The 20,165-nt window shown below is 60.9% G+C and carries 21 protein-coding genes; 18 read left to right on the forward strand and 3 right to left on the reverse strand.

The window, feature by feature from the left end; genetic code table 11:
• Window positions 1-57: 57 nt before the first annotated feature.
• The gene (hpaR, locus tag JK621_RS01805) at window positions 58-510 is read right to left on the reverse strand and encodes a homoprotocatechuate degradation operon regulator HpaR (RefSeq protein ID WP_119804548.1); all 453 of its coding nucleotides are present in this window, start codon (window positions 508-510) and stop codon (window positions 58-60) included.
• A gap of 357 nt (window positions 511-867) precedes the next feature.
• Between hpaR and JK621_RS01810 the strand changes: the two genes are divergently transcribed.
• The 11 genes from JK621_RS01810 to hpaC all read left to right on the forward strand — a co-directional run bounded on the left by JK621_RS01810 (window position 868) and on the right by hpaC (window position 11,470).
• Window positions 868-1,500 carry a fumarylacetoacetate hydrolase family protein gene (locus JK621_RS01810; protein ID WP_212558400.1) on the forward strand — a complete coding sequence of 211 codons (633 nt, stop codon included), beginning with the start codon at window positions 868-870 and terminating at the stop codon, window positions 1,498-1,500.
• The gene (locus JK621_RS01815) at window positions 1,497-2,261 is read left to right on the forward strand and encodes a fumarylacetoacetate hydrolase family protein (protein ID WP_212558401.1); all 765 of its coding nucleotides are present in this window, start codon (window positions 1,497-1,499) and stop codon (window positions 2,259-2,261) included. The genes JK621_RS01810 and JK621_RS01815 overlap by 4 nt, the downstream gene beginning before the upstream one ends.
• Window positions 2,258-3,712 (forward strand): 5-carboxymethyl-2-hydroxymuconate semialdehyde dehydrogenase, encoded by a 1,455-nt coding sequence (gene hpaE / locus JK621_RS01820; RefSeq protein ID WP_212558402.1) that lies wholly within the window; start codon window positions 2,258-2,260, stop codon window positions 3,710-3,712. The genes JK621_RS01815 and hpaE overlap by 4 nt, the downstream gene beginning before the upstream one ends.
• 37 nt (window positions 3,713-3,749) lie before the next feature.
• On the forward strand, window positions 3,750-4,823 hold the full coding sequence (gene hpaD / locus JK621_RS01825; protein WP_212558403.1) for a 3,4-dihydroxyphenylacetate 2,3-dioxygenase: 1,074 nt from the start codon (window positions 3,750-3,752) through the stop codon (window positions 4,821-4,823).
• A 52-nt stretch (window positions 4,824-4,875) separates the two neighbouring features.
• A complete protein-coding gene (locus JK621_RS01830; RefSeq protein ID WP_212558404.1) occupies window positions 4,876-5,262 on the forward strand; it encodes a 5-carboxymethyl-2-hydroxymuconate Delta-isomerase in 387 nt (128 codons plus the stop codon).
• Between the two features lie 10 nt (window positions 5,263-5,272).
• On the forward strand, window positions 5,273-6,076 hold the full coding sequence (hpaH, locus tag JK621_RS01835) for a 2-oxo-hept-4-ene-1,7-dioate hydratase (RefSeq protein ID WP_212558405.1): 804 nt from the start codon (window positions 5,273-5,275) through the stop codon (window positions 6,074-6,076).
• A 9-nt stretch (window positions 6,077-6,085) separates the two neighbouring features.
• Window positions 6,086-6,886 carry a 4-hydroxy-2-oxoheptanedioate aldolase gene (hpaI, locus tag JK621_RS01840; RefSeq protein WP_212558406.1) on the forward strand — a complete coding sequence of 267 codons (801 nt, stop codon included), beginning with the start codon at window positions 6,086-6,088 and terminating at the stop codon, window positions 6,884-6,886.
• Window positions 6,887-6,897: 11 nt separating this feature from the next.
• Window positions 6,898-8,268 carry a 4-hydroxyphenylacetate permease gene (gene hpaX, locus JK621_RS01845; protein WP_212558407.1) on the forward strand — a complete coding sequence of 457 codons (1,371 nt, stop codon included), beginning with the start codon at window positions 6,898-6,900 and terminating at the stop codon, window positions 8,266-8,268.
• Between the two features lie 13 nt (window positions 8,269-8,281).
• Window positions 8,282-9,199: a 4-hydroxyphenylacetate catabolism regulatory protein HpaA gene (gene hpaA, locus JK621_RS01850; RefSeq protein WP_212558408.1), complete on the forward strand. Its 918-nt coding sequence runs from the start codon at window positions 8,282-8,284 to the stop codon at window positions 9,197-9,199.
• A 178-nt stretch (window positions 9,200-9,377) separates the two neighbouring features.
• The gene (hpaB, locus tag JK621_RS01855) at window positions 9,378-10,940 is read left to right on the forward strand and encodes a 4-hydroxyphenylacetate 3-monooxygenase, oxygenase component (RefSeq protein WP_212558409.1); all 1,563 of its coding nucleotides are present in this window, start codon (window positions 9,378-9,380) and stop codon (window positions 10,938-10,940) included.
• 17 nt (window positions 10,941-10,957) lie between these two features.
• Window positions 10,958-11,470 (forward strand): 4-hydroxyphenylacetate 3-monooxygenase, reductase component, encoded by a 513-nt coding sequence (gene hpaC / locus JK621_RS01860; RefSeq protein ID WP_212558410.1) that lies wholly within the window; start codon window positions 10,958-10,960, stop codon window positions 11,468-11,470.
• Window positions 11,471-11,516: 46 nt separating this feature from the next.
• Here hpaC and ampH read toward each other — a convergent pair whose 3' ends face one another.
• Both ampH and JK621_RS01870 read right to left on the reverse strand, forming a co-directional pair.
• The gene (ampH, locus tag JK621_RS01865) at window positions 11,517-12,659 is read right to left on the reverse strand and encodes a D-alanyl-D-alanine-carboxypeptidase/endopeptidase AmpH (protein WP_212558411.1); all 1,143 of its coding nucleotides are present in this window, start codon (window positions 12,657-12,659) and stop codon (window positions 11,517-11,519) included.
• A 219-nt stretch (window positions 12,660-12,878) separates the two neighbouring features.
• Window positions 12,879-13,637 (reverse strand): FadR/GntR family transcriptional regulator, encoded by a 759-nt coding sequence (locus JK621_RS01870; protein WP_212558412.1) that lies wholly within the window; start codon window positions 13,635-13,637, stop codon window positions 12,879-12,881.
• 235 nt (window positions 13,638-13,872) lie between these two features.
• Between JK621_RS01870 and JK621_RS01875 the strand changes: the two genes are divergently transcribed.
• From JK621_RS01875 to fucP, 7 genes are all read left to right on the forward strand, one after another.
• A complete protein-coding gene (locus tag JK621_RS01875) occupies window positions 13,873-14,613 on the forward strand; it encodes an SDR family oxidoreductase (protein WP_212558413.1) in 741 nt (246 codons plus the stop codon).
• A 125-nt stretch (window positions 14,614-14,738) separates the two neighbouring features.
• Window positions 14,739-15,584, forward strand: a complete 846-nt coding sequence (locus JK621_RS01880) for a fumarylacetoacetate hydrolase family protein (RefSeq protein WP_212558414.1) — start codon at window positions 14,739-14,741, stop codon at window positions 15,582-15,584.
• 14 nt (window positions 15,585-15,598) lie between these two features.
• On the forward strand, window positions 15,599-16,876 hold the full coding sequence (locus tag JK621_RS01885) for an L-fuconate dehydratase (protein ID WP_212558415.1): 1,278 nt from the start codon (window positions 15,599-15,601) through the stop codon (window positions 16,874-16,876).
• A 14-nt stretch (window positions 16,877-16,890) separates the two neighbouring features.
• Complete coding sequence (locus JK621_RS01890; RefSeq protein WP_212558416.1) at window positions 16,891-17,730, forward strand: amidohydrolase family protein; 840 nt, start codon at window positions 16,891-16,893, stop codon at window positions 17,728-17,730.
• Window positions 17,731-17,753: 23 nt separating this feature from the next.
• Window positions 17,754-18,530 carry an SDR family oxidoreductase gene (locus tag JK621_RS01895; RefSeq protein ID WP_212558417.1) on the forward strand — a complete coding sequence of 259 codons (777 nt, stop codon included), beginning with the start codon at window positions 17,754-17,756 and terminating at the stop codon, window positions 18,528-18,530.
• Window positions 18,527-18,886: an L-rhamnose mutarotase gene (locus JK621_RS01900; protein WP_212558418.1), complete on the forward strand. Its 360-nt coding sequence runs from the start codon at window positions 18,527-18,529 to the stop codon at window positions 18,884-18,886. The genes JK621_RS01895 and JK621_RS01900 overlap by 4 nt, the downstream gene beginning before the upstream one ends.
• A gap of 33 nt (window positions 18,887-18,919) precedes the next feature.
• Window positions 18,920-20,149, forward strand: coding sequence for an L-fucose:H+ symporter permease (fucP, locus tag JK621_RS01905; protein WP_212558419.1), 1,230 nt, complete (start codon window positions 18,920-18,922; stop codon window positions 20,147-20,149).
• Window positions 20,150-20,165: the final 16 nt, after the last annotated feature.

Consider the following 20,165-nt stretch of genomic DNA (forward strand, 5'->3'; position numbering starts at 1 on the left):
GGTGTAGCGGTATTAAACGCAGCTATTTAGCGGCAACGCCCATTCATTTGAGATGAATCATTTCTTGGCGGGATGGGCCGTCACGTTGGCCGGCAGTTTGTCGCCCAGGGTGATCAGCTCGTCCAGCAAGGTCATCAGTTGATCCATCTTCTGCTGCGAAAACGCGGCTTCAATCTCGCGATAACCCTGTTCCACCTGATGGCGTGCCACGTCGTACAGCTCCTGGCCCGGCTGGGTCAGCGAAACGTACAGCTTGCGCTGATCGTTGACCGGCTTCAGGCGGAAGATCAGCTTATCGCGCTCCATGCGCGACAAAATGCCGGTCAGGCTGGGGCGCAGGATGCAGGTTTCCGCCGCCAACTCGTGGAATTCAATCGAGCGATTGTTGGCCAGCACGCGGATGATGCGCCACTGCTGTTCCGTCAGATTGTGGCTTTTCAGGATCGGGCGGAAAAAGCCCATGGCAGTTTCACGCGCCTGCAACAGGGCAATGGTTAAGGACTCATGCATAGGTTTGGCCTTTACTATCAAGGTGTTCGATATGTCGGCTCTTATCGCAGGGCCTCAGCATGCTGAGACCACGAGCGCAATAGAGCGCGCCCCTGCAAAGCCTGATTTGTTAATAACTTAATAATAGCCAGATTTACCCCAACGGATAAAGCGAAAAAGCAGTTGGCGGGTGAAAATACGCCAAAAAACGATTAATCATTTGAATAATAACGCTAATGTTCCGCAATTGTGAATATTTTGTTATCAGGATCACAAATCAATCCAACCGCGTTGCGTAAATCGTAAACAGCGTATAAAACTAATCGTTAATATATTAATGAATGCCGGTTGTCATGTTCTGTCACAAGAGGAGTTTGCATGAAAGGCACCGTATTTTCCGTCGCGTTGAACCACCGCAGCCAGATTGACGCCTGGGATCAGGCGTTTCATGAGCCGCCGTATCAGACCCCGCCCAAGACCCCGGTGTGGTTTATCAAACCGCGCAATACCCACCTCGCCAACGGCGGGGCGATCCCGTTCCCGGCCGGTGAAAAGGTGCAAAGCGGCGCTACGCTGGCGGTGGTGATCGGCAATACCGCCCGTAAGGTGCCGGCCGAGCAGGTGGCGGACTATCTGGCGGGCTATGCGCTGGCCAACGACGTCAGCCTGCCGGAAAGCAGCTTTTACCGCCCGGCGATCAAGGCGAAGTGCCGCGACGGTTTTTGCCCGCTGGGGGATATCGGCCAGCTGTCGGCAACCGGCAAGCTTGAGATCGTCACCGAAATCAACGGGGTGGAGCAGGATCGCTGGTCGACGGCCGATCTGGTGCGCTCGGTGCCTGAACTGATCGCCGCCCTCAGCGATTTTATTACCCTGCAACCGGGCGACGCGGTGCTGATTGGCACGCCGCATCAGCGGGTGGAGATCAAACCTGGGGATGAAGTGACGGTGCGCGCCGCCGGTCTGCCCACCCTGACCAACCGCGTGACGCAGGCAGGAGAATTATCATGAGACACGCCCGTATTCGCCATCACGGCCAGATCGTTAACGCCCGCGTGGATGACCAGCTGCGCGTTACCTTGCCGGACGGCACGGTGTTGCAGGAACGGGACGCCGAATGGTTGCCGCCGGCGCAGGGCACGGTGTTTGCCCTGGGCCTCAACTACGCCGACCACGCCAGCGAGCTGGAATTCAAGGCGCCGGAAGAGCCGCTGGTGTTCCTGAAAGCGCCGAACACCCTGACCGGCCACCGCCAGGTGTCGGTACGCCCGGCCGGTGTGGAATACATGCACTACGAAGCCGAACTGGTGGTGGTGATCGGTAAAACCGCCCGCAACGTCAGCCGCGAACAGGCGATGGAATATGTGGCGGGTTACACGCTGTGCAACGACTACGCCATCCGCGACTATCTGGAAAACTACTACCGCCCGAACCTGCGGGTGAAAAGCCGCGACACCCTGACGCCAATTGGGCCGTACATCGTCGATCGCGATGATATCGCCGATCCGCACCGCCTGGCGCTCAGCACCTACGTCAACGGCGAGCTGCGCCAGAGCGGCAGCACCGCCGACATGATTTTCGATATCCCGTTCCTGATCGGCTACCTGAGCGAATTTATGACGCTGCAACCGGGCGACATGATCGCCACCGGCACGCCGAAAGGGCTGGCCGACGTGCAGCCGGGCGACGAGGTGGTGGTGGAAATCGAGGGCATCGGCCGTCTGGTTAACCACATCATCAGTGAAAAAGATTACGAGGAAAGTTTGCGATGAAAACCATCAACCATTGGATCGACGGCAAGAACGTCGCCGGCAAAGAGTATTTCACTACCAGCAACCCGGCCAACGGCGAGGTGCTGGCGGAGGTGGCGTCCGGTGGGCAACAGGAGATCGACCAGGCGGTGGCCGCCGCCAAGGCCGCGTTCCCGAAATGGGCCAATACGCCGATGAAAGAGCGCGCGCGCCTGATGCGCCGTTTGGGCGAGCTGATTGACGAGAACGTGCCGCAGATCGCCGAGCTGGAAACCGCCGATACCGGCCTGCCGATCCACCAGACCAAAAACGTGCTGATCCCGCGGGCCTCGCACAACTTCGAGTTTTTCGCCGAAATCTGCCAGCAGATGAACGGCCGCACCTACCCGGTGGACGACAAGATGCTCAACTACACGCTGATCCAGCCGGTTGGCGTGTGCGCGCTGGTGTCGCCGTGGAATGTGCCCTTTATGACCGCCACCTGGAAAACCGCGCCCTGCCTGGCGCTGGGCAATACTGCGGTGCTGAAAATGTCCGAGCTGTCGCCGCTGACCGCCGATCGTCTGGGGGAGCTGGCGCTGGAAGCCGGCATCCCGGCCGGGGTGCTCAACGTGGTGCAGGGCTACGGCGCCACCGCCGGCGACGCGCTGGTGCGCCATAAGGACGTGCGTGCCGTGTCCTTCACCGGCGGTACCGCCACCGGCCGCCGTATTATCGAGAGCGCCGGATTGAAGAAATTCTCAATGGAACTGGGCGGCAAATCGCCGGTGCTGATTTTTGAGGATGCGGACATCGAACGCGCGCTGGACGCCGCGCTGTTCACCATTTTCTCGATCAACGGCGAACGCTGCACCGCCGGTTCGCGCATTTTCATTCAGGAAAGCATTTACCCGGAATTCGTCAAACGTTTCGCCGAGCGCGCCAACCGCCTGCGCGTGGGCGATCCGCAGGATCCCAATACCCAGGTGGGGGCGCTGATCAGCCCGCAGCACTGGGAAAAGGTCTCCGGCTATATCCGCCTTGGGATAGAGGAAGGGGCGACCCTGCTGGCCGGCGGCCCGGATAAACCGGCCGGGCTGAGCCACGGCAACTTCCTGCGCCCGACGGTGCTGGCGGATGTCGATAACCGGATGCGCATCGCGCAGGAGGAGATCTTCGGGCCGGTGGCCTGCCTGCTGCCGTTCAAATCGGAAGAAGACGGCCTGCGCATGGCCAACGACGTGGAGTACGGCCTGGCGTCGTACATCTGGACGCAAGATGTGAGCAAGGTTCTGCGTCTGGCCCGCAATATTGAAGCGGGCATGGTTTTCGTCAACACCCAAAACGTACGCGATCTGCGCCAGCCGTTCGGTGGCGTGAAATCTTCCGGCACCGGCCGCGAAGGCGGGGAATACAGCTTTGAAGTGTTCGCCGAGATGAAGAACGTGTGCATTTCCATGGGGGACCACCCAATCCCGAAATGGGGCGTCTAAGCCTCAGGCCACAATAAAAACGAAAGAGATGAGAACGATGACGACAAAACTTACCACCCAAGCTGTCCCTGCTCCCGACGTTGTGCGCTGTGCCTATATGGAAATTCAGGTAACGAGCCTTAAAGCGGCACGCGAATTCTACGTCGACATCCTTGGCCTGGTGGTCACCGCCGAGGATGAGAAAACCCTGTATCTGCGTTCGATGGAAGAGTTTATCCACCACAACCTGGTGCTGCGTGAAGGCCCGGTGGCCGCCGTTGCGGCCTTTGCTTTCCGCGTGCGCACGCCGGAAGACGTCGACCGCGCCGAAGCCTATTTCAACGCGCTGGGCTGTCGCACCGAGCGCCGGGTGCAGGGCTTCGTCAAGGGCATCGGCGATGCGGTGCGGGTTGAAGATCCGCTCGGCTTCCCGTACGAATTTTTCTACGACGTGCAGCACGTCGAGCGCCTGGCCTGGCGTTACGATCTCTACACGCCGGGCGCGCTGGTGCGCCTCGACCACTTTAACCAAATTACGCCCGACGTCCCGAGCGCCGTGGAATACATCCAGGGGCTGGGTTTCCGCGTGACGGAAGATATTCGTGACGAAAACGGCGTGGTTTACGCCGCCTGGATGCGCCGCAAAGCCACGGTGCACGATACCGCGATGACCGGCGGGGCCGGGCCGCGCATGCACCATATCGCCTTCGCCACCCATGAAAAGCACAACATTCTGGCCATTTGCGACAAGCTCGGCGCGCTGCGTAAATCCGATGTGATCGAACGCGGCCCCGGGCGCCACGGCGTCTCCAACGCTTTCTATCTCTATCTGCGCGATCCCGATGGCCACCGGGTGGAGATCTATACCCAGGATTACTACACCGGCGATCCGGATAACCCGACCGTGACCTGGGATGTGCACGACAACCAGCGCCGCGACTGGTGGGGTAACCCGGTGGTCCCGAGCTGGTACACCGAGGGCTCGCTGGTGCTGGATCTCGACGGCAAGCCGCAGCCGGTTATCGAACGCAGCGCGCCAAGCGAAATGGCTGTCACCATCGGTGCCGATGGTTTTTCCTACACCCGCGAGGGCGATACGGAAAAAGGCTTCAAACTCGGCAACACCCTGTAACCACCGCCGCGCGGGCGGCTTGCCCGCGCAAATTCGCCGTTCGGAGATCGCTATGCCGCATTTTTATGCTGAATGCACCAACAACATCCGCGAAGAGGCCGATCTTCCCGCCCTGTTCGCCAGGGTCAATCAGGCGCTGGCGGACACCGGCATTTTCCCGCTGGCCGGGGTACGCAGCCGCGCCATCTGGCTGGACACCTGGCAAATGGCCGACGGCAAGCAGGATTACGCCTTCGTGCACATGACGTTGAAAATCGGCCACGGCCGCAGCCTGGAGAGCCGCGAGCAGGTAGGGGAGATGCTGTTCGCGCTGATCAAGGAACACTTTGCCGCGCTGATGGCCAGCCGTTATCTGGCGCTCTCTTTCACCATGGAAGAGCTGGATCCGGTGCTGAATTACAAGCAAAACAATGTCCATGCGCTATTTCGCAAAGAGTAAGGGGCCGTAAATGTTGGATAAAGAGCTGATTAGCCGCGCCGTACAGCGCTTGCATCAGGCGGAGCAGAGCCGCGAACAGATCCGCGCGCTGTCGCTGGACCATCCCGAGATCACCCTTGAAGACGCCTATGCCATTCAGCGGCAGTGGGTGGCGCTGAAGATCGCCGAAGGCCGTACGCTGAAGGGCCATAAGATCGGCCTGACCTCGCGCGCCATGCAGGTCAGCTCGCAGATCAGCGAACCGGATTTCGGCGCGCTGCTGGACGACATGTTTTTCAACGACGGCAGCGACATTCCAGTCGATCGCTTTATCGTGCCGCGCGTTGAGGTGGAGCTGGCGTTCGTGTTGGCCAAACCGCTGCGCGGGCCGAACTGCACGCTGTTCGACGTGTACAACGCCACCGATTACATCATTCCGGCGCTGGAGATCATCGATGCGCGCAGCCATAACGTCGATCCGCAGACCCAGCGGCCGCGCAAGGTGTTCGACACCATTTCCGACAACGCCGCCAACGCCGGGGTGGTGATGGGCGGCCGGCCGATCAAACCGGACGCGCTGGACCTGCGTTGGATCAGCGCGTTGCTGTACCGCAACGGGGTGATCGAAGAGTCCGGGGTGGCGGCGGCGGTGCTCAACCACCCGGCCAACGGCGTCGCCTGGCTGGCCAACAAACTGTTCCCGTATGACGTGGAGCTGGAGGCCGGCCAGGTGATCCTCGGCGGCTCCTTTACCCGGCCGGTGCCCGCGCGGCGCGGCGATACCTTCCACGTCGATTATGGCCCTATGGGCTGTATCAGCTGCCGGTTCGTTTAAGGGGGTTCCATGTTAACCAACCATTTCAAACGGGCATTACAGGAAAAGCGCCCGCAGATTGGCCTGTGGCTGGGTCTGTGCAGCAGCTACAGCGCGGAGCTGTTGGCCGGCGCCGGCTTCGACTGGCTGCTGATCGACGGCGAACACGCGCCCAACAACGTGCAGACGGTGCTGGGCCAGTTGCAGGCGATAGCGCCTTACCCGAGCCACCCGGTGGTGCGCCCGCCGTGGAACGATGCGGTGATCATCAAACAGCTGCTGGACGTCGGTGCGCAAACCCTGCTGATCCCGATGATTCAGAATGCCGAACAAGCGCGCGAGGCGGTGCGAGCCACCCGTTATCCGCCGCACGGCGTACGCGGCGTCGGCAGCGCGCTGGCGCGGGCTTCTCGCTGGAATCGGGTGCCGGATTATCTGCAGCAGGCCGATGCGCAGATGTGCGTGCTGGTGCAGATCGAGACCCGCGAGGCGGTGAAAAATCTGGACGCCATCTTGCAGGTGGAAGGCGTCGACGGGGTGTTTATCGGCCCGGCGGATCTGAGCGCCGATATGGGTTTTGCCGGCAATCCGCAGCACCCGGAAGTGCAACGCACCATTGACGACGCCATCGCGCGTATCAGCGCGGCCGGCAAAGCGCCGGGCATTCTGATGGCCCATCCGCAGCTGGCGCAGCATTACCTGGCCTCCGGCGCGCTGTTTGTCGCCGTTGGGGTTGATACCACCTTGCTGGCGCGCGCGGCGGAATCCCTGGCGAGCCGTTTTAAACAGGATCTGCCGCCGGCGCAACCGCCATCCCCGAGCGTTTATTAATCGGAGCCACCATGAGCAACGTCGATTCGCTGCCGCCGGTCAACCCGGCGCAGCAACATAAAGCGTTAACCGCCGCCGAGCAATCGGTGATTAAAAAGCTGTTTCGGCGACTGATTATTTTCCTGTTCGTGCTGTTTGTTTTCTCTTTCCTCGATCGCATCAACATCGGCTTCGCCGGGTTGACGATGGGCAAGGATCTCGGCCTCAGTTCGACCATGTTTGGCCTGGCGGCGACGCTGTTTTACGTCACCTATGTGATCTTCGGCATTCCGAGCAATATCATGCTCGGGATCGTCGGCGCGCGACGCTGGATAGCGACCATCATGGTGCTGTGGGGCATCGCTTCGACCTGCACGCTGTTCGCCACCGGCCCGACCAGCCTGTACGTGCTGCGCATGATCGTCGGCATCACCGAAGCCGGTTTCCTGCCCGGTATTCTGGTGTATCTCACCTATTGGTTCCCGGCGTTTTACCGCGCCCGTGCCAACGCGCTGTTTATGATTGCCATGCCGGTGACGATGGCGATCGGTTCCCTGGTCTCGGGCTACATTCTGGCATTGGACGGGGTGATGAACCTCAAGGGCTGGCAATGGCTGTTCCTGCTGGAAGGCATTCCTTCGGTGTTGCTGGGCGTGGTGGTGTGGTTCTATCTCGACGATACGCCGGCCAAGGCCAGGTGGCTGACCGACGAAGAAAAAGCCAGCCTGAAGGCGATGATGGACGCCGACAAGCTGCAACTGGTGCAGCCGAACGGGCCGCGCAGCCACCGGGCGATGCAGCAGCGCAGCCTGTGGCGTGAGGTGTTCACCCCGATCGTACTGATGTACACGCTGGCCTATTTTTGCCTGACCAATACCCTGAGCGCCATCAACATCTGGACGCCGCAGATCCTGCAGAGCTTCAATCAGGGCAGCAGCAATATCGTGATCGGCATTCTGGCGGCGATCCCGCAGATCTGCACCATCGCCGGCATGGTGTGGTGGAGCAAAAGATCGGATCGCCTGCAGGAGCGCAAGCGGCATACCGCGCTGCCGTACCTGTTTGCCGCCGCCGGCTGGCTGCTGGCCTCGGCTACCGATCACAGCCTGATCCAACTGCTTGGGATCGTCATGGCTTCGGTGGGGTCCTTCACCGCGATGGCGATCTTCTGGACCACGCCGGATCAATCCATCAGCCTGGAGGCGCGCGCGATAGGGATCGCGGTGATCAACGCCACCGGCAATATAGGATCGGCGGTCAGCCCGCTGTTGATCGGTTGGCTTAAGGATCTGACCGGCAGTTTCAACGCCGGGCTGTATTTCGTGGCGGCGCTGTTGGTCATCGGGGCGTTGATCGTCTGGCGCATTCCGATGCAGGGGGCGCGTCCGAGAGCGACACCTTGATACGTAAGTGGACATGATTGCAGGAGGTCATGAAGTGCGGAAAAGTACCGGCTTTATCGCCAACATCGATATTTGCAAAGAGTACGATGCGCGCTACGCCGCCGATGAGGTGCACTACGAAACCTTTGCCGGGCTGGCGGCGTTTTTTGGCCGCGACATGCAGGTGCACTGGCACGACCGTTTCTTCCAGGTGCATTTTCTGGAGACCGGCAAGATTGAGTTGCAGCTGGACAGCCAGCACTATTCGGTGCAGGCGCCGCTGTTTATCCTGACGCCCCCTTCGGTGCCGCATGCGTTCTTCACCGAGCCGGTCAGTGACGGTCACGTGCTGACGGTGCGCCAGGAGCTGATTTGGCCGCTGCTGGAGCGGCTGTACCCCGGCAGCAATCTGGCGCTCGATATGCCGGGCATCTGTCTGTCGATGGCGGACGCCCCGCAGGAGTTGACGGCGCTGAGCCATTACTGGGCGCTGATCCGCCGCGAGTTCGGCCAGCAGTTGGCCGGCCGCGAGCAGACGCTGGCGCTGTTGGCGCAGGCGGTGTTTACTCTGCTGCTGCGCAATGCCTCGTTGGAGGATACCGCCGCCAGCGGGGTGCGCGGCGAGCTGAAATTGTTCCAGCGTTTCAACAAAATGGTGGATGAACGTTTCCGCGATCATCTGCCGGTGCCGGACTATGCGCAGGCGCTGGGGGTGACCGAATCCCGGCTGAACGATCTGTGCCGGCGCTTCGCCAACCAGCCCCCCAAACGGCTGATCTTCGACAGGCTGCTGCGCGAGGCCAAGCGCATGCTGCTGTTCAGCGCCTGTACCGTGCATGAGACTGCCTACAGCCTGGGGTTCAAGGATCCGGCCTATTTCGCCCGTTTTTTCAATCGTCTGGAAGGTTGTTCGCCTTCGACCTACCGCGCCGCACAACATCCCCTTTCGTAACTGCGATCACAGTTTGCCGCGAAAGCGGCAAACTGACCTGAAAAGTACCGGCGATTGCCGCAAAAGTCTCTTCTCGAAACCGGCTTTGACAGCTTCAATTAAGCAACCAAAAGAAAACATTATTTTAACAAATGGCCGACTCCACGGCCTGAAAAATGCCGATTACGAGGAAGACCCGATGAAACCAGAAGACTTTCGTGCCGACAGCAAACGCCCGTTCACCGGCGCCGAATACCTGAAAAGCCTGCAAGATGGCCGCGAAATCTATATTTACGGCGAGCGGGTGAAGGACGTCACCACCCACCCGGCGTTCCGCAATGCGGCGGCTTCGGTCGGCCAACTGTACGACGCGCTGCACGATCCGGTCAGCCAGGATCGCCTGTGCTGGAATACCGACACCGGCAACGGCGGCTACACCCACAAGTTCTTCCGCTACGCCCGCAGCCCGGAAGAAATGCGCCAACAGCGTGACGCCATCGCCGACTGGTCGCGCCAGACCTACGGCTGGATGGGGCGCACGCCGGACTACAAGGCGGCCTTCGGCTGCGCGTTGGGGGCTTACCCGGAGTTTTACGGCCAGTTCGCCGATAATGCCCGCCACTGGTATCAACGCATTCAGGAAACCGGTCTGTACTTTAACCACGCCATCGTCAATCCGCCGATTGACCGCCACAAACCGGTCAACGAAGTGAAAGACGTTTACATCCAGGTGGAGAAAGAGACCGACGCCGGCATTATCGTCAGCGGCGCCAAGGTGGTGGCGACCAACTCGGCGCTGACCCACTACAACTTTATCGGCTTCGGATCCGCCCAGGTAATGGGCGATAACCCGGACTTTGCGCTGATGTTTGTGGCGCCGATGGACGCCGAAGGGGTGAAGCTTATCTCCCGCGCCTCCTATGAGCTGGTGGCCGGCGCGACCGGATCGCCGTTCGATTACCCGCTTTCGAGCCGTTTTGACGAGAACGATGCGATCCTGATTATGGATCACGTGCTGATCCCCTGGGAAAACGTGCTGATCTACCGCGATTTCGACCGTTGTCGCCGTTGGAGCACCCAGGGCGGTTTCGCCCGGCTGTTCCCGCTGCAGGCCTGCGTGCGCCTGGCGGTGAAGATGGACTTTATCACCGCGCTGCTGCAAAAGAGCCTGTCTTGTACCGGCGTGCTGGAGTTCCGCGGCGTGCAGGCCGATCTCGGCGAGGTGGTGGCCTGGCGCAACCTGTTCTGGTCGCTGAGCGATGCGATGTGCGCGGAGTCCACAAAATGGGAAAACGGCGCTTATCTGCCGGATTCCGCCGCGTTGCAGACCTACCGCGTGATGGCGCCGATGGCCTACACCAAGGTGAAGCACATCATCGAAAAGAACGTCACCAGCGGGCTGATTTATCTGCCGTCCAGCGTGCGCGATATGAACAACCCCGAGATCGACAAATACCTGGCTCGCTACGTGCGCGGATCCGATGGGATGGATCACGTCGAGCGCATCAAGATCCTCAAGCTGATGTGGGATGCGATCGGCAGCGAGTTCGGCGGCCGTCATGAGCTGTATGAGATCAACTATGCCGGCAGCCAGGACGAGATCCGCCTGCAGTGTCTGCGCCATGCGCAGGGATCCGGCACCATGGATCAGATGATGCAGATGGTCGACAAGTGCCTGTCCGATTACGATCAGCACGGCTGGAAAGTGCCGCACCTGCATAACAATGACGATATTAATCAGCTGGATAATCTGCTGAAGTAATTCAGGAGGAGGGTTGTATGTCTCAGGAAAATGAACACCGTCTGCTGTTTCGCGACGCCATGGCCAACCTGTCTGCCGCGGTGAATATTGTGACTACCGACGGCCCGGCGGGGCGCTGCGGCATCACCGCCACGGCGGTCTGCTCGGTGACAGATACGCCGCCGACGCTGCTGGTATGCATTAACCGCAACAGCGCGATGAACCCGGTCTTCCAGGAGAATCAACGGCTGTGCGTCAACGTGCTGAACCATGAACAGGAACTGATGGCGCGCCATTTCGCCGGCATGACCGACGTCAGCATGGAGGATCGCTTCCGGCTGGAGGAGTGGCAAAGTGGGCCGCTGGGCCAGCCGGTGCTGCGCAATACGCTGGCCAGCCTGGAAGGGGAGATCGCGCAGATCCAGAGCATCGGCACCCATCAGGTGTATCTGGTGCAGATCCGCCAGATCCTGGTGAACGCTGCCGGTAACGGTCTGATCTACTTCAAACGCAACTTCCACCCGGTGATGCACGAAATGACCCTGGCGTGAGTATTGTCGGGGCGAGCCTGCTCGCCCCGACATTCACTCTGCGGCGCTAACTTTTGTTGGCGGCCAAATCCCCCACCAGCCGGTTAACCGGATCGCTCATATTGGTGAATTTGGTCAGTTCGGAACGGGTTACCACCACGAAGACGCCGATATTTTTCTGCGGGATCATCGCCATATAGGTAATAAAGCCACCGCCGCCGCCGGTTTTCTGAATAATGCCCGGCAGGCCGTCCTTCGGCGCCATATATACCCAACCCAATCCCAACGCGCTTGCTTCCCCCGGTACGTCCATGCCTTTCAGCGACACCAGATCGTTGCGCTGGAAGTACATGGTTTGTTCGCTGGCCGCCGTCGATTTACGCGCGCCGGCGGTGTTGGAAGAGAGGAACTGTTGCATCCAGCGCTGCATGTCGCGCGGGGTGGAATAAACCCCGCCGCTGCCGCCCGCTGCGGTGGTGTCGCGGCAGGCGCTTGGCCCGGCGGCCGCCACCATCAGGCGCGAACACTGTTCGGCGCTGGGGGTGAGAGTGGTATCGACCATGCCCAGCGGCGCGGTGATTTTTTCGCGCAGTAGGGCGCTGTAGGGTTTGTTTGCCGCCTGCGACAACGCATCCGCCAACAGATCATAGGCCAGGTTGGAATAGGCGGCGCGCACGCCCGGCGGCACCGTGACGTTGGCATGTTCGAGCCACTGCCAGCGCTGTGCCTTGGTCGGCCAGGTGAACACCGGCGTTTTCGCCGGTTTTTGGCCCGGTTGCTCGCGCGGCAGCGAGCTGGTGTGAGTCGCCAGGCTCAGCAGGGTGATGGGCTGGCGCGAATTATAGGCCGGCACGAAGGCGCCCTGCGGGGCGTATTTTCGCAGCGGATCGGTCAGCTTGACCCGGCCTTCCGCCGCCATTTTGACCATCACTTCGCTGGTCATCAGCTTGGTTATCGAGGCGATGCGGATCAGCGAATCCGGGCGCGGGCGCAGATCGTTGCCCGGCTTGGTATCGCCAAAGCTGCGGTTGACCACCTGATTGTTATCAATCACCACCAGCGCCATGCCGGTGGCGCCGCTGTTGAAGAAAATGTGTTCGGCATACTGGTCGACGATTTGCGAGGCCAGTTGCGGGTCGGCGGCTTGAGCGGCCAGTGGCGCGGCGCACAGGCTCAGCGCCAGCAATGAAGCGCGGAAAGAGTTCTTCAACGATCGTTATCCATGTTAAAAGGCTGCAGGGAGAGGGCCGGGCCGCGGCGTGACTGACACGGCCTATACCCGTCGTCTTTCAGGCTGCGGCGTCGCCGCAACTGGAAAGCCATAGGGTGCAATATGCTGCCAGTGTAATGTGCCTTGGCCCCTGCTGCATGTGGAAAAAAGAGCGGTCCGTCAAAATTTTTACCCTTGCCCCCGCCGTGCCGAAACGGCCTATTGCGCACGGGTAAAGATGGCGATCACTTCATCCAGATGCGCTTTCATGGCCTTGCGCGCGCCGCGCACGTCACGCGCCTCGATCGCCTCCAGGATCGCCCTGTGTTCCTGTTCCGAACGGTGCGGCATATCGTCCGGCGTATAGTGACGCTGCAGTACGCGGAACATGCTGCCGTAGCGGTGGCCGAGCAGGTGACCGATAATGAACGCATAGGCGGGGTTGCCGCTGGCCTGGGCAATGCGGATATGGAACAGCCGGTCGCCGGGGTGGGTAGCCGATCCGGCTCGATTATCGCGGCAGTTTTGCTCATAGGCCGCCCGAATGCCCGCCAGCTCTTCGTCGGTGGCGTGGCGCGCCGCCAGTGCGGCGGTTTCCGGTTCGATCAACAGGCGGGTTTGCAGCAGCGAGAACGGCGGCAGTTCGGCGTTAAAATCCAGCTCGATATTGAGTTCATCATCGATTTCCGCCCATTGGCCGCGCCCGGCCTGCGCCATCACCGGCTCTTGCGACGGTGCCAGCGGCGTTTGCGAACGGACGATCACGCCGTTACCGACTTTCACGTCGACCAGACCAATCACTTCCAGCGCGATCAGCGCCTCACGTACCGAGGCGCGGCTGACCTGTAACTGCTGTGCCAGATCCCGTTCGGACGGCAGGCGGCTGCCAGGGGGAAATTCGTTGTTTTCGATGAGTCGTTTTAATTGATCAGCTATCTGTCTGTAAATACGAGGATTTTCCAGTCTGGTAATGGGCATGGGTTACCTTGAGCTGTTTAGCGATAAGTGATTCAGCGCACAGTTATTGGTCAACTCGCTTGAGTAATGGTTAATCAAGTGTAAAAAGTTGGTTAATCAAAATGCTGTTTTAACTGTGTCTCATAACATTCTCACCAAACGATAACGCGTAAAGCGTCTTTTGTCATGTTAAAGGCCTGACCTTTAACCGCCTTTAATGGCCTGACCATTGGACCTTTAGGCCAAGGGAGCGAAAATGAATTTAACCGGGAAACGCGTGCTGATCACCGCTGCCGGACAGGGGATCGGTTTCAGCACCGCCAGGCTGTTCGCCGAGGCGGGCGCGGAAGTGATCGCCACCGATATCAACACCGGCCAACTGCAGGGGCTGCCCGGCATTCAGGCGCTGGCGCTTGACGTGACCGACCCGGCCGCAATAGCCGTGGCGGCGGAAACCCTCGGGCCAGTCGACGTGCTGTTTAACTGCGCAGGCGTGGTGCACAGCGGGTCGATTCTGGAATGCAGCGAAGCGCAGTGGGCGTTCGCCAACGAGCTTAACGTGACGGCGATGTTCCGCATGATCCGCGCCTTCCTGCCCGGCATGCTGGCGCGTAAAAACGGCTCGATTATCAATATGTCTTCGGTTGCCTCAAGCGTGAAAGGGGTGCCGAACCGCTTTGCTTACGGCACCACCAAGGCGGCGGTGATCGGCCTGACGCGTTCGGTGGCGGCGGATTACGTTACCCAGGGCATTCGCTGTAACGCCATCTGCCCCGGCACGGTGGAGTCGCCGTCGCTGCGCCAGCGCATTGCCGAGCAGGCGCGTGAACAGGGGCGCAGCGAGGAAGAGGTTTACCAGGCGTTTGTCGCCCGCCAGCCGATTGGCCGCATCGGCACTACTGCCGAGATCGCCCAATTGGCGCTGTATCTGGCCTCGGACGCCAGCGCTTATACCACCGGCACGGTGCAGATCATAGACGGCGGCTGGAGCAACTGAGGGATGGGCCATCAGGCTGTTGAGCTTGGGCAGTGCTCGGACTCCTCACGTACGCCGTGTACGTTCCGGGCCCTGCGCTCAGGATGCCTGCTGACTCATCCCTCCACTTTCTTAGAGAGGATGACATGAAACTTTTACGCTATGGCGCACCGGGGCAGGAGCGCCCAGGGGTATGGGACAATAACGGCCAGATCCGCGACCTTTCGCAGCATATCACTGATGTCGGCGGCGAGGCGCTGCTGCCGGCGTCACTGGAAAAACTGCGTGCGCTGGATATCAACCAACTGCCGCTGGTCGAGGGGCAGCCGCGCCTGGGGCCGTGCGTCGGTCAGATCGGCAAGTTCATCTGCATTGGCCTCAATTACGCCGATCACGCGGCGGAAACCGGTGCGGCGATCCCCGGTGAACCTGTGGTGTTCAGCAAATGGACCAGCGCGGTGGTGGGGCCGAACGACGAGGTGCAAATTCCGCGCGATTCGGTCAAAACCGACTGGGAAGTGGAGCTGGGCGTGATCATCGGCCAGGGCGGGCGCTATATCAGTGAGCAGGATGCCCTGCGCCACGTCGCCGGCTATTGCGTCATTAACGACGTTTCCGAGCGTGAATTCCAGATGGAGCGCGGTGGCACCTGGGACAAGGGCAAGGGCTGCGACACCTTCGGCCCCACCGGCCCCTGGCTGGTAACCGCCGATGAAATTGCCGACCCTCACCGCCTGAACCTGTGGCTGGAGGTGGACGGCAAACGCTATCAGGACGGCAACACCAGCACCATGATCTTCCGCATTCCATACATTATCAGCTACCTGAGCCGCTTTATGAGCCTGCAACCGGGCGACGTGATCTCCACCGGCACGCCACCGGGTGTGGGTATGGGGCAGAAGCCGCAGCCCATCTACCTGAAGGCCGGGCAGACGATGCGCCTGGGCATCGAGGGATTGGGTGAACAGCGTCAAACAACCGTACAGGCCTGATGGGGAGCCGCACCATGACGACGATTACCGCACTGCGGGTTGAAGATATTCGTTTCCCCACCTCGCTGGGGCTGGACGGATCCGACGCGATGAATCCGGATCCGGACTATTCGGCGGCGTACGTGATCCTGGAGACCGATCGCGCCGATCTGCGCGGCCACGGGCTGACCTTTACCATCGGCCGCGGCAACGAGATCTGCTGCGCGGCGATCCGCGCGCTGGAGCATCAGATTGTCGGCGTTCGGCTTGAGGAGATCGCCGCCGACATGGGCGCGTTCTGGCGGCGCTTTACCGGCGACAGCCAACTGCGCTGGATTGGGCCGGACAAGGGCGCTATTCACCTGGCGACCGGGGCGGTGGTGAATGCGCTATGGGATCTGTGGGCCAAATCCGTGGGCAAACCGGTGTGGCGGCTGGTGGCGGAGATGACGCCGGAGGAGCTGGTGCGTTGCATCGATTTCCGTTATATCACCGACTGCATTACGCCGCAGGAGGCGCTCAACCTGCTGAAACAGCGGGCCGAAGGTAAAGAACAGCGACTGGCGCGGCTGCTGGAAGAAGGCTATCCGTGCTACACCACCTCCGCCGGCTGGCTGGGTTACCCGGACGACAAGCTGCGCCGGCTGTGTCAGGAAGCGGTCGACGCCGGTTTCTCCTACCTGAAGCTGAAAGTGGGCCGCGACCTGGAAGACGATATCCGCCGCGTGCGCATCGCCCGCGAGGTGATCGGCCCCGATCGCCAACTGATGATCGACGCCAACCAGGTGTGGGAAGTTAACGACGCCATTCCGTGGGTGAAGCACCTGGCGTTCGCCAAACCCTGGTTTATCGAAGAACCGACCAGCCCGGACGACGTCGAGGGGCATCGCCGCATCCGCGAAGGGATCCATCCGGTCAAGGTCGCCACCGGCGAGATGTGCCAGAACCGCATTATGTTCAAGCAGTTCATCATGCGCGGGGCGATTGACGTGGTGCAGATCGACGCCTGCCGCCTTGGCGGGGTCAACGAGGTGTTGGCGGTGATGCTGATGGCGGCGAAATACAACCTGCCGGTGTGCCCGCATGCCGGCGGCGTGGGGTTGTGCGAATACGTGCAGCATCTGTCGATGATCGATTACCTGTGCATCGCCGGTACCCACGACGGGCGAGTGATCGAATATGTAGATCACCTGCATGAGCATTTTATTCATCCTTGCGATATCCGGGGCGCGGCTTACATGCCGCCGCAACACCCTGGGTATTCGATCGAGATGCATCCTGCGTCGATCGAACAGTACCGGTTTCGCGGTTGAAGCGGGGGCACGGCATGCTGCGCATCGACGCCCACCAACACTACTGGCGCTACCGGCCGCAGAGTTATCCGTGGATTAGCGAACAGATGGCGGTGCTGCGCCAGGACTACGGCCCGGCGCAACTCGAACCGCTGCTGGAACGCCACGGTTTCGACGGCGCGTTGGTGGTGCAGGCCCGCCAGTGCGAGCAGGAAACCCAGACGCTGCTGGCGCAGGTGCAGAAAAGCCGCGGCATATGCGGCGTGGTGGGATGGCTGGACATTGCCGCGCCTCAGTTGCCGCAGCGGCTTGATCAACTGCGCCAACAGCCGCTGCTGCGCGGCCTGCGTCATCTGGTTCAGGATGAGCCGCAGCCGGCAGCCTGGCTGGAACGGCCGGAGGTGCGGCGCGGCATGCAGACGCTGCAACGGCACGGCTATGTCTACGACATTCTGGTCACTCACCGGGATCTGGCGGCTGCGGCGCAGTTTGCCGCCCGGCACGACGATTACTGGCTGGTGTTGGATCATCTCGGCAAGCCGGATATTGCCCGTGGCGCGCAGCATTGGGCGCAGCAAATCAAACCGCTGGCGGCGCTGCCCCACGTAGCCTGCAAGCTGTCCGGGTTGATTACCGAAGCGCCCGGCGGCGGTTGGCAGGCGCAGCAGCTGTTGCCGTTTTTTGAGGCGGCGCTGGAGGCATTCGGCCCGCAGCGGCTGATGTTCGGTTCCGACTGGCCGGTGTGCCTGCTGGCCGGCGATTACGGCCAGGTTTATCGCCTGTGCGAACAGGCCGTCGCCACGCTGAGCCCTGCACAGCAGGCGGCGATTTGGGGCGGCACTGCCAGCCGCGTGTACAGCCTGGCCAGGGGCTAGCTACGGATTAACGGAGTGGAATTATGGATTTGTATCTGAACGAGAAGGTGGTGATTGTCACCGGCGGCGGTTCCGGCATCGGCGCGGCCATTTCCCGCCTGCTGGCGGAAGAAGGGGCTATTCCGGTGATAGTCACCAACGCGGCCCCGGAGGCGGGTTTCCTGACGGCGCTGCGCCGGTTGCAGCCGCAGAGCGAAGTGATCATCACCGATCTCTGTGAAGAAAACGACTGCCGGCGAGCGGTGGCGCAAACCCTGGCAACCTTCGGCCGCCTCGACGGGTTGGTGAATAACGCCGGGGTGAACGACGGCGTAGGGCTGGAAGCGGGGCGAGAGGCGTTTGTCGGCTCGCTGGAGAAAAACCTGGTTCATTACTATCTGATGGCGCACCTGTGCCAGCAGGCGTTGCAAAGCAGCAAGGGGGCCATCGTCAACATCGCCTCCAAAACGGCACTCAGCGGGCAGGGCGGCACCAGCGGTTATACCGCCGCCAAGGGCGCCGTGCTGGCGTTAACGCGTGAGTGGGCGGTGTCGCTGCGCCATGACGGAGTGCGAGTGAATGCCGTAGTGCCGGCGGAAGTGATCACGCCGCAGTATCAGCGCTGGATCAATACCTTCGAACAGCCGGAGCAGCAGCTTGAGAAAATTACCGCGCGCATTCCGTTCGAACGGCGGATGACCACGCCGCAGGAAATCGCCAACACCGTGGTGTTTTTGATCTCGTCGCGATCGTCGCACACCACCGGGCAGTGGTTGTCGGTGGACGGCGGCTACCTGCACCTTGATCGGGCGATCACATGAGCGGCCCGGCGGGGTTGCCGCGGCGCTTTTGCCAGGCGCTCGATCTGGTCGATTCACCGGCGCTGATTGAGGAGTATCAGCGCCACCACCAACGCATCTGGCCGGACATTGCCGAACATCTGCGTGAGCACGGCATCCTGGATATGGAGATTTACCGGCTGGGCACCCGGCTGTTCATGATCGTCGAGGTCAGCGCCGCGTTCGATGCCGGGCGGTTTGACGCCGCCGGTCTGAGCAATCCCCATGTTCAGCGCTGGGAAGCCCTGATGTGGAAATACCAGGTGGCTACCCCCTGGACGCCGCAGGGCGAAAAATGGGTGGCGATGGAGCGGATATTCTCTTTGCAACAGCAATAACAACATCTCATTACCCTACCCGAGGATATATCAATGCTTGCTGAAAAAAGTGCGGCCCCGCCACAGCTGGGCGTCAAGGCGATCTCCAATTTACGCTGGGCCTTTATCCTGGTCACCAGCCTGTTCTTTATGTGGGGGCTGTCGTATGGCCTGTTGGACGTATTGAATAAACACTTTCAGGAAACACTGCACGTGACCAAGGCGCAGTCGGGGTTACTGCAGGCGGCGTATTTCGGCGCTTATTTCCTGGTGGCGTTGCCCGCCGGTTATTTTATGGACAGGAAAGGCTATAAGGCCGGCATTCTGGTAGGGCTGTGTCTGTATGCGCTGGGGGCGCTGTTGTTTGTGCCGGCGGCCTCCGCCAACAGCTTCGGCGCCTTCCTGTTTGCGCTGTTCGTCATTGCCTGCGGCCTGGGGTGCCTGGAAACCGCTGCCAACCCTTACGCTACGGTGCTGGGCGATACGCAGGGCGCGGAACGGCGGCTCAACCTCGCTCAGTCTTTTAACGGCCTGGGGCAATTCATCGGGCCGATGATCGGCGGTACGCTGTTTTTCTCCGCAACCCAGGGGGCAAGCGGCGGCGACCAGAGCGCGGTGAAGGTGACTTATGTGGCGATCGCCGTGCTGGTGCTGCTGATTGCCTTGTTGTTCAGCCGCACCCGGCTGCCGGATATCCGTGAGGAAGAGCAGCCGGAACAGGGCGAAATCGCGCACGGGTTGTGGCAGCACAAGCATTTTGTCGGCGGGGTGATTACCCAGTTCTTCTACGTGGCGGCGCAGGTCGGCGTGGGGGCGTTCTTTATTAACTACGCCACCGAACACTGGAGCGATGTTTCCAACCAGAGCGCCTCCTACCTGCTCTCCATCGCCATGATTTGCTTTATGATCGGCCGCTTCTTCAGCACCTGGCTGATGGGCAGAGTGAAACCCGCCACATTGCTGATGCTTTACTCGCTGATCAATATTCTGCTGTGCGGCGTGGTGATGCTCAGTATCGACGGGATCTCGGTGGTGGCGTTGATTGGCGTGTTCTTCTTTATGTCGATCATGTTTCCGACCATTTTCGCCCTGGGGGTGAAAAATATGGGTAAACACACCAAGCGCGCCAGTTCCTTTATGATTATGGCGATCGTCGGCGGCGCCATCATGCCTTACTTTATGGGGGCGCTGGCGGACCGATACAGCACCGCGCTGTCGTACCTGCTGCCGTTGCTGTGCTTTGCCGTGGTGTTTGTTTACGGTATGCGGCAGCGCCGCCGCTAAGTCCACGGCCCGCCGG

This window comes from Serratia plymuthica (assembly GCF_018336935.1).
In the GTDB taxonomy this organism is placed as follows: Bacteria; Pseudomonadota; Gammaproteobacteria; order Enterobacterales; family Enterobacteriaceae; genus Serratia; species Serratia plymuthica_B.

What these genes read in the sequence shown, in the direction of transcription:
- hpaR (WP_119804548.1), bottom strand. Translation starts at nt 510, where the DNA reads ATGCATGAGTCCTTAACCATTGCCCTGTTGCAGGCGCGTGAAACTGCC.
- JK621_RS01810 (WP_212558400.1), top strand. Translation starts at nt 868, where the DNA reads ATGAAAGGCACCGTATTTTCCGTCGCGTTGAACCACCGCAGCCAGATT.
- JK621_RS01815 (WP_212558401.1), top strand. Translation starts at nt 1,497, where the DNA reads ATGAGACACGCCCGTATTCGCCATCACGGCCAGATCGTTAACGCCCGC.
- hpaE (WP_212558402.1), top strand. Translation starts at nt 2,258, where the DNA reads ATGAAAACCATCAACCATTGGATCGACGGCAAGAACGTCGCCGGCAAA.
- hpaD (WP_212558403.1), top strand. Translation starts at nt 3,750, where the DNA reads ATGACGACAAAACTTACCACCCAAGCTGTCCCTGCTCCCGACGTTGTG.
- JK621_RS01830 (WP_212558404.1), top strand. Translation starts at nt 4,876, where the DNA reads ATGCCGCATTTTTATGCTGAATGCACCAACAACATCCGCGAAGAGGCC.
- hpaH (WP_212558405.1), top strand. Translation starts at nt 5,273, where the DNA reads ATGTTGGATAAAGAGCTGATTAGCCGCGCCGTACAGCGCTTGCATCAG.
- hpaI (WP_212558406.1), top strand. Translation starts at nt 6,086, where the DNA reads ATGTTAACCAACCATTTCAAACGGGCATTACAGGAAAAGCGCCCGCAG.
- hpaX (WP_212558407.1), top strand. Translation starts at nt 6,898, where the DNA reads ATGAGCAACGTCGATTCGCTGCCGCCGGTCAACCCGGCGCAGCAACAT.
- hpaA (WP_212558408.1), top strand. Translation starts at nt 8,282, where the DNA reads ATGATTGCAGGAGGTCATGAAGTGCGGAAAAGTACCGGCTTTATCGCC.
- hpaB (WP_212558409.1), top strand. Translation starts at nt 9,378, where the DNA reads ATGAAACCAGAAGACTTTCGTGCCGACAGCAAACGCCCGTTCACCGGC.
- hpaC (WP_212558410.1), top strand. Translation starts at nt 10,958, where the DNA reads ATGTCTCAGGAAAATGAACACCGTCTGCTGTTTCGCGACGCCATGGCC.
- JK621_RS01870 (WP_212558412.1), bottom strand. Translation starts at nt 13,637, where the DNA reads ATGCCCATTACCAGACTGGAAAATCCTCGTATTTACAGACAGATAGCT.
- JK621_RS01875 (WP_212558413.1), top strand. Translation starts at nt 13,873, where the DNA reads ATGAATTTAACCGGGAAACGCGTGCTGATCACCGCTGCCGGACAGGGG.
- JK621_RS01880 (WP_212558414.1), top strand. Translation starts at nt 14,739, where the DNA reads ATGAAACTTTTACGCTATGGCGCACCGGGGCAGGAGCGCCCAGGGGTA.
- JK621_RS01885 (WP_212558415.1), top strand. Translation starts at nt 15,599, where the DNA reads ATGACGACGATTACCGCACTGCGGGTTGAAGATATTCGTTTCCCCACC.
- JK621_RS01890 (WP_212558416.1), top strand. Translation starts at nt 16,891, where the DNA reads ATGCTGCGCATCGACGCCCACCAACACTACTGGCGCTACCGGCCGCAG.
- JK621_RS01895 (WP_212558417.1), top strand. Translation starts at nt 17,754, where the DNA reads ATGGATTTGTATCTGAACGAGAAGGTGGTGATTGTCACCGGCGGCGGT.
- JK621_RS01900 (WP_212558418.1), top strand. Translation starts at nt 18,527, where the DNA reads ATGAGCGGCCCGGCGGGGTTGCCGCGGCGCTTTTGCCAGGCGCTCGAT.
- fucP (WP_212558419.1), top strand. Translation starts at nt 18,920, where the DNA reads ATGCTTGCTGAAAAAAGTGCGGCCCCGCCACAGCTGGGCGTCAAGGCG.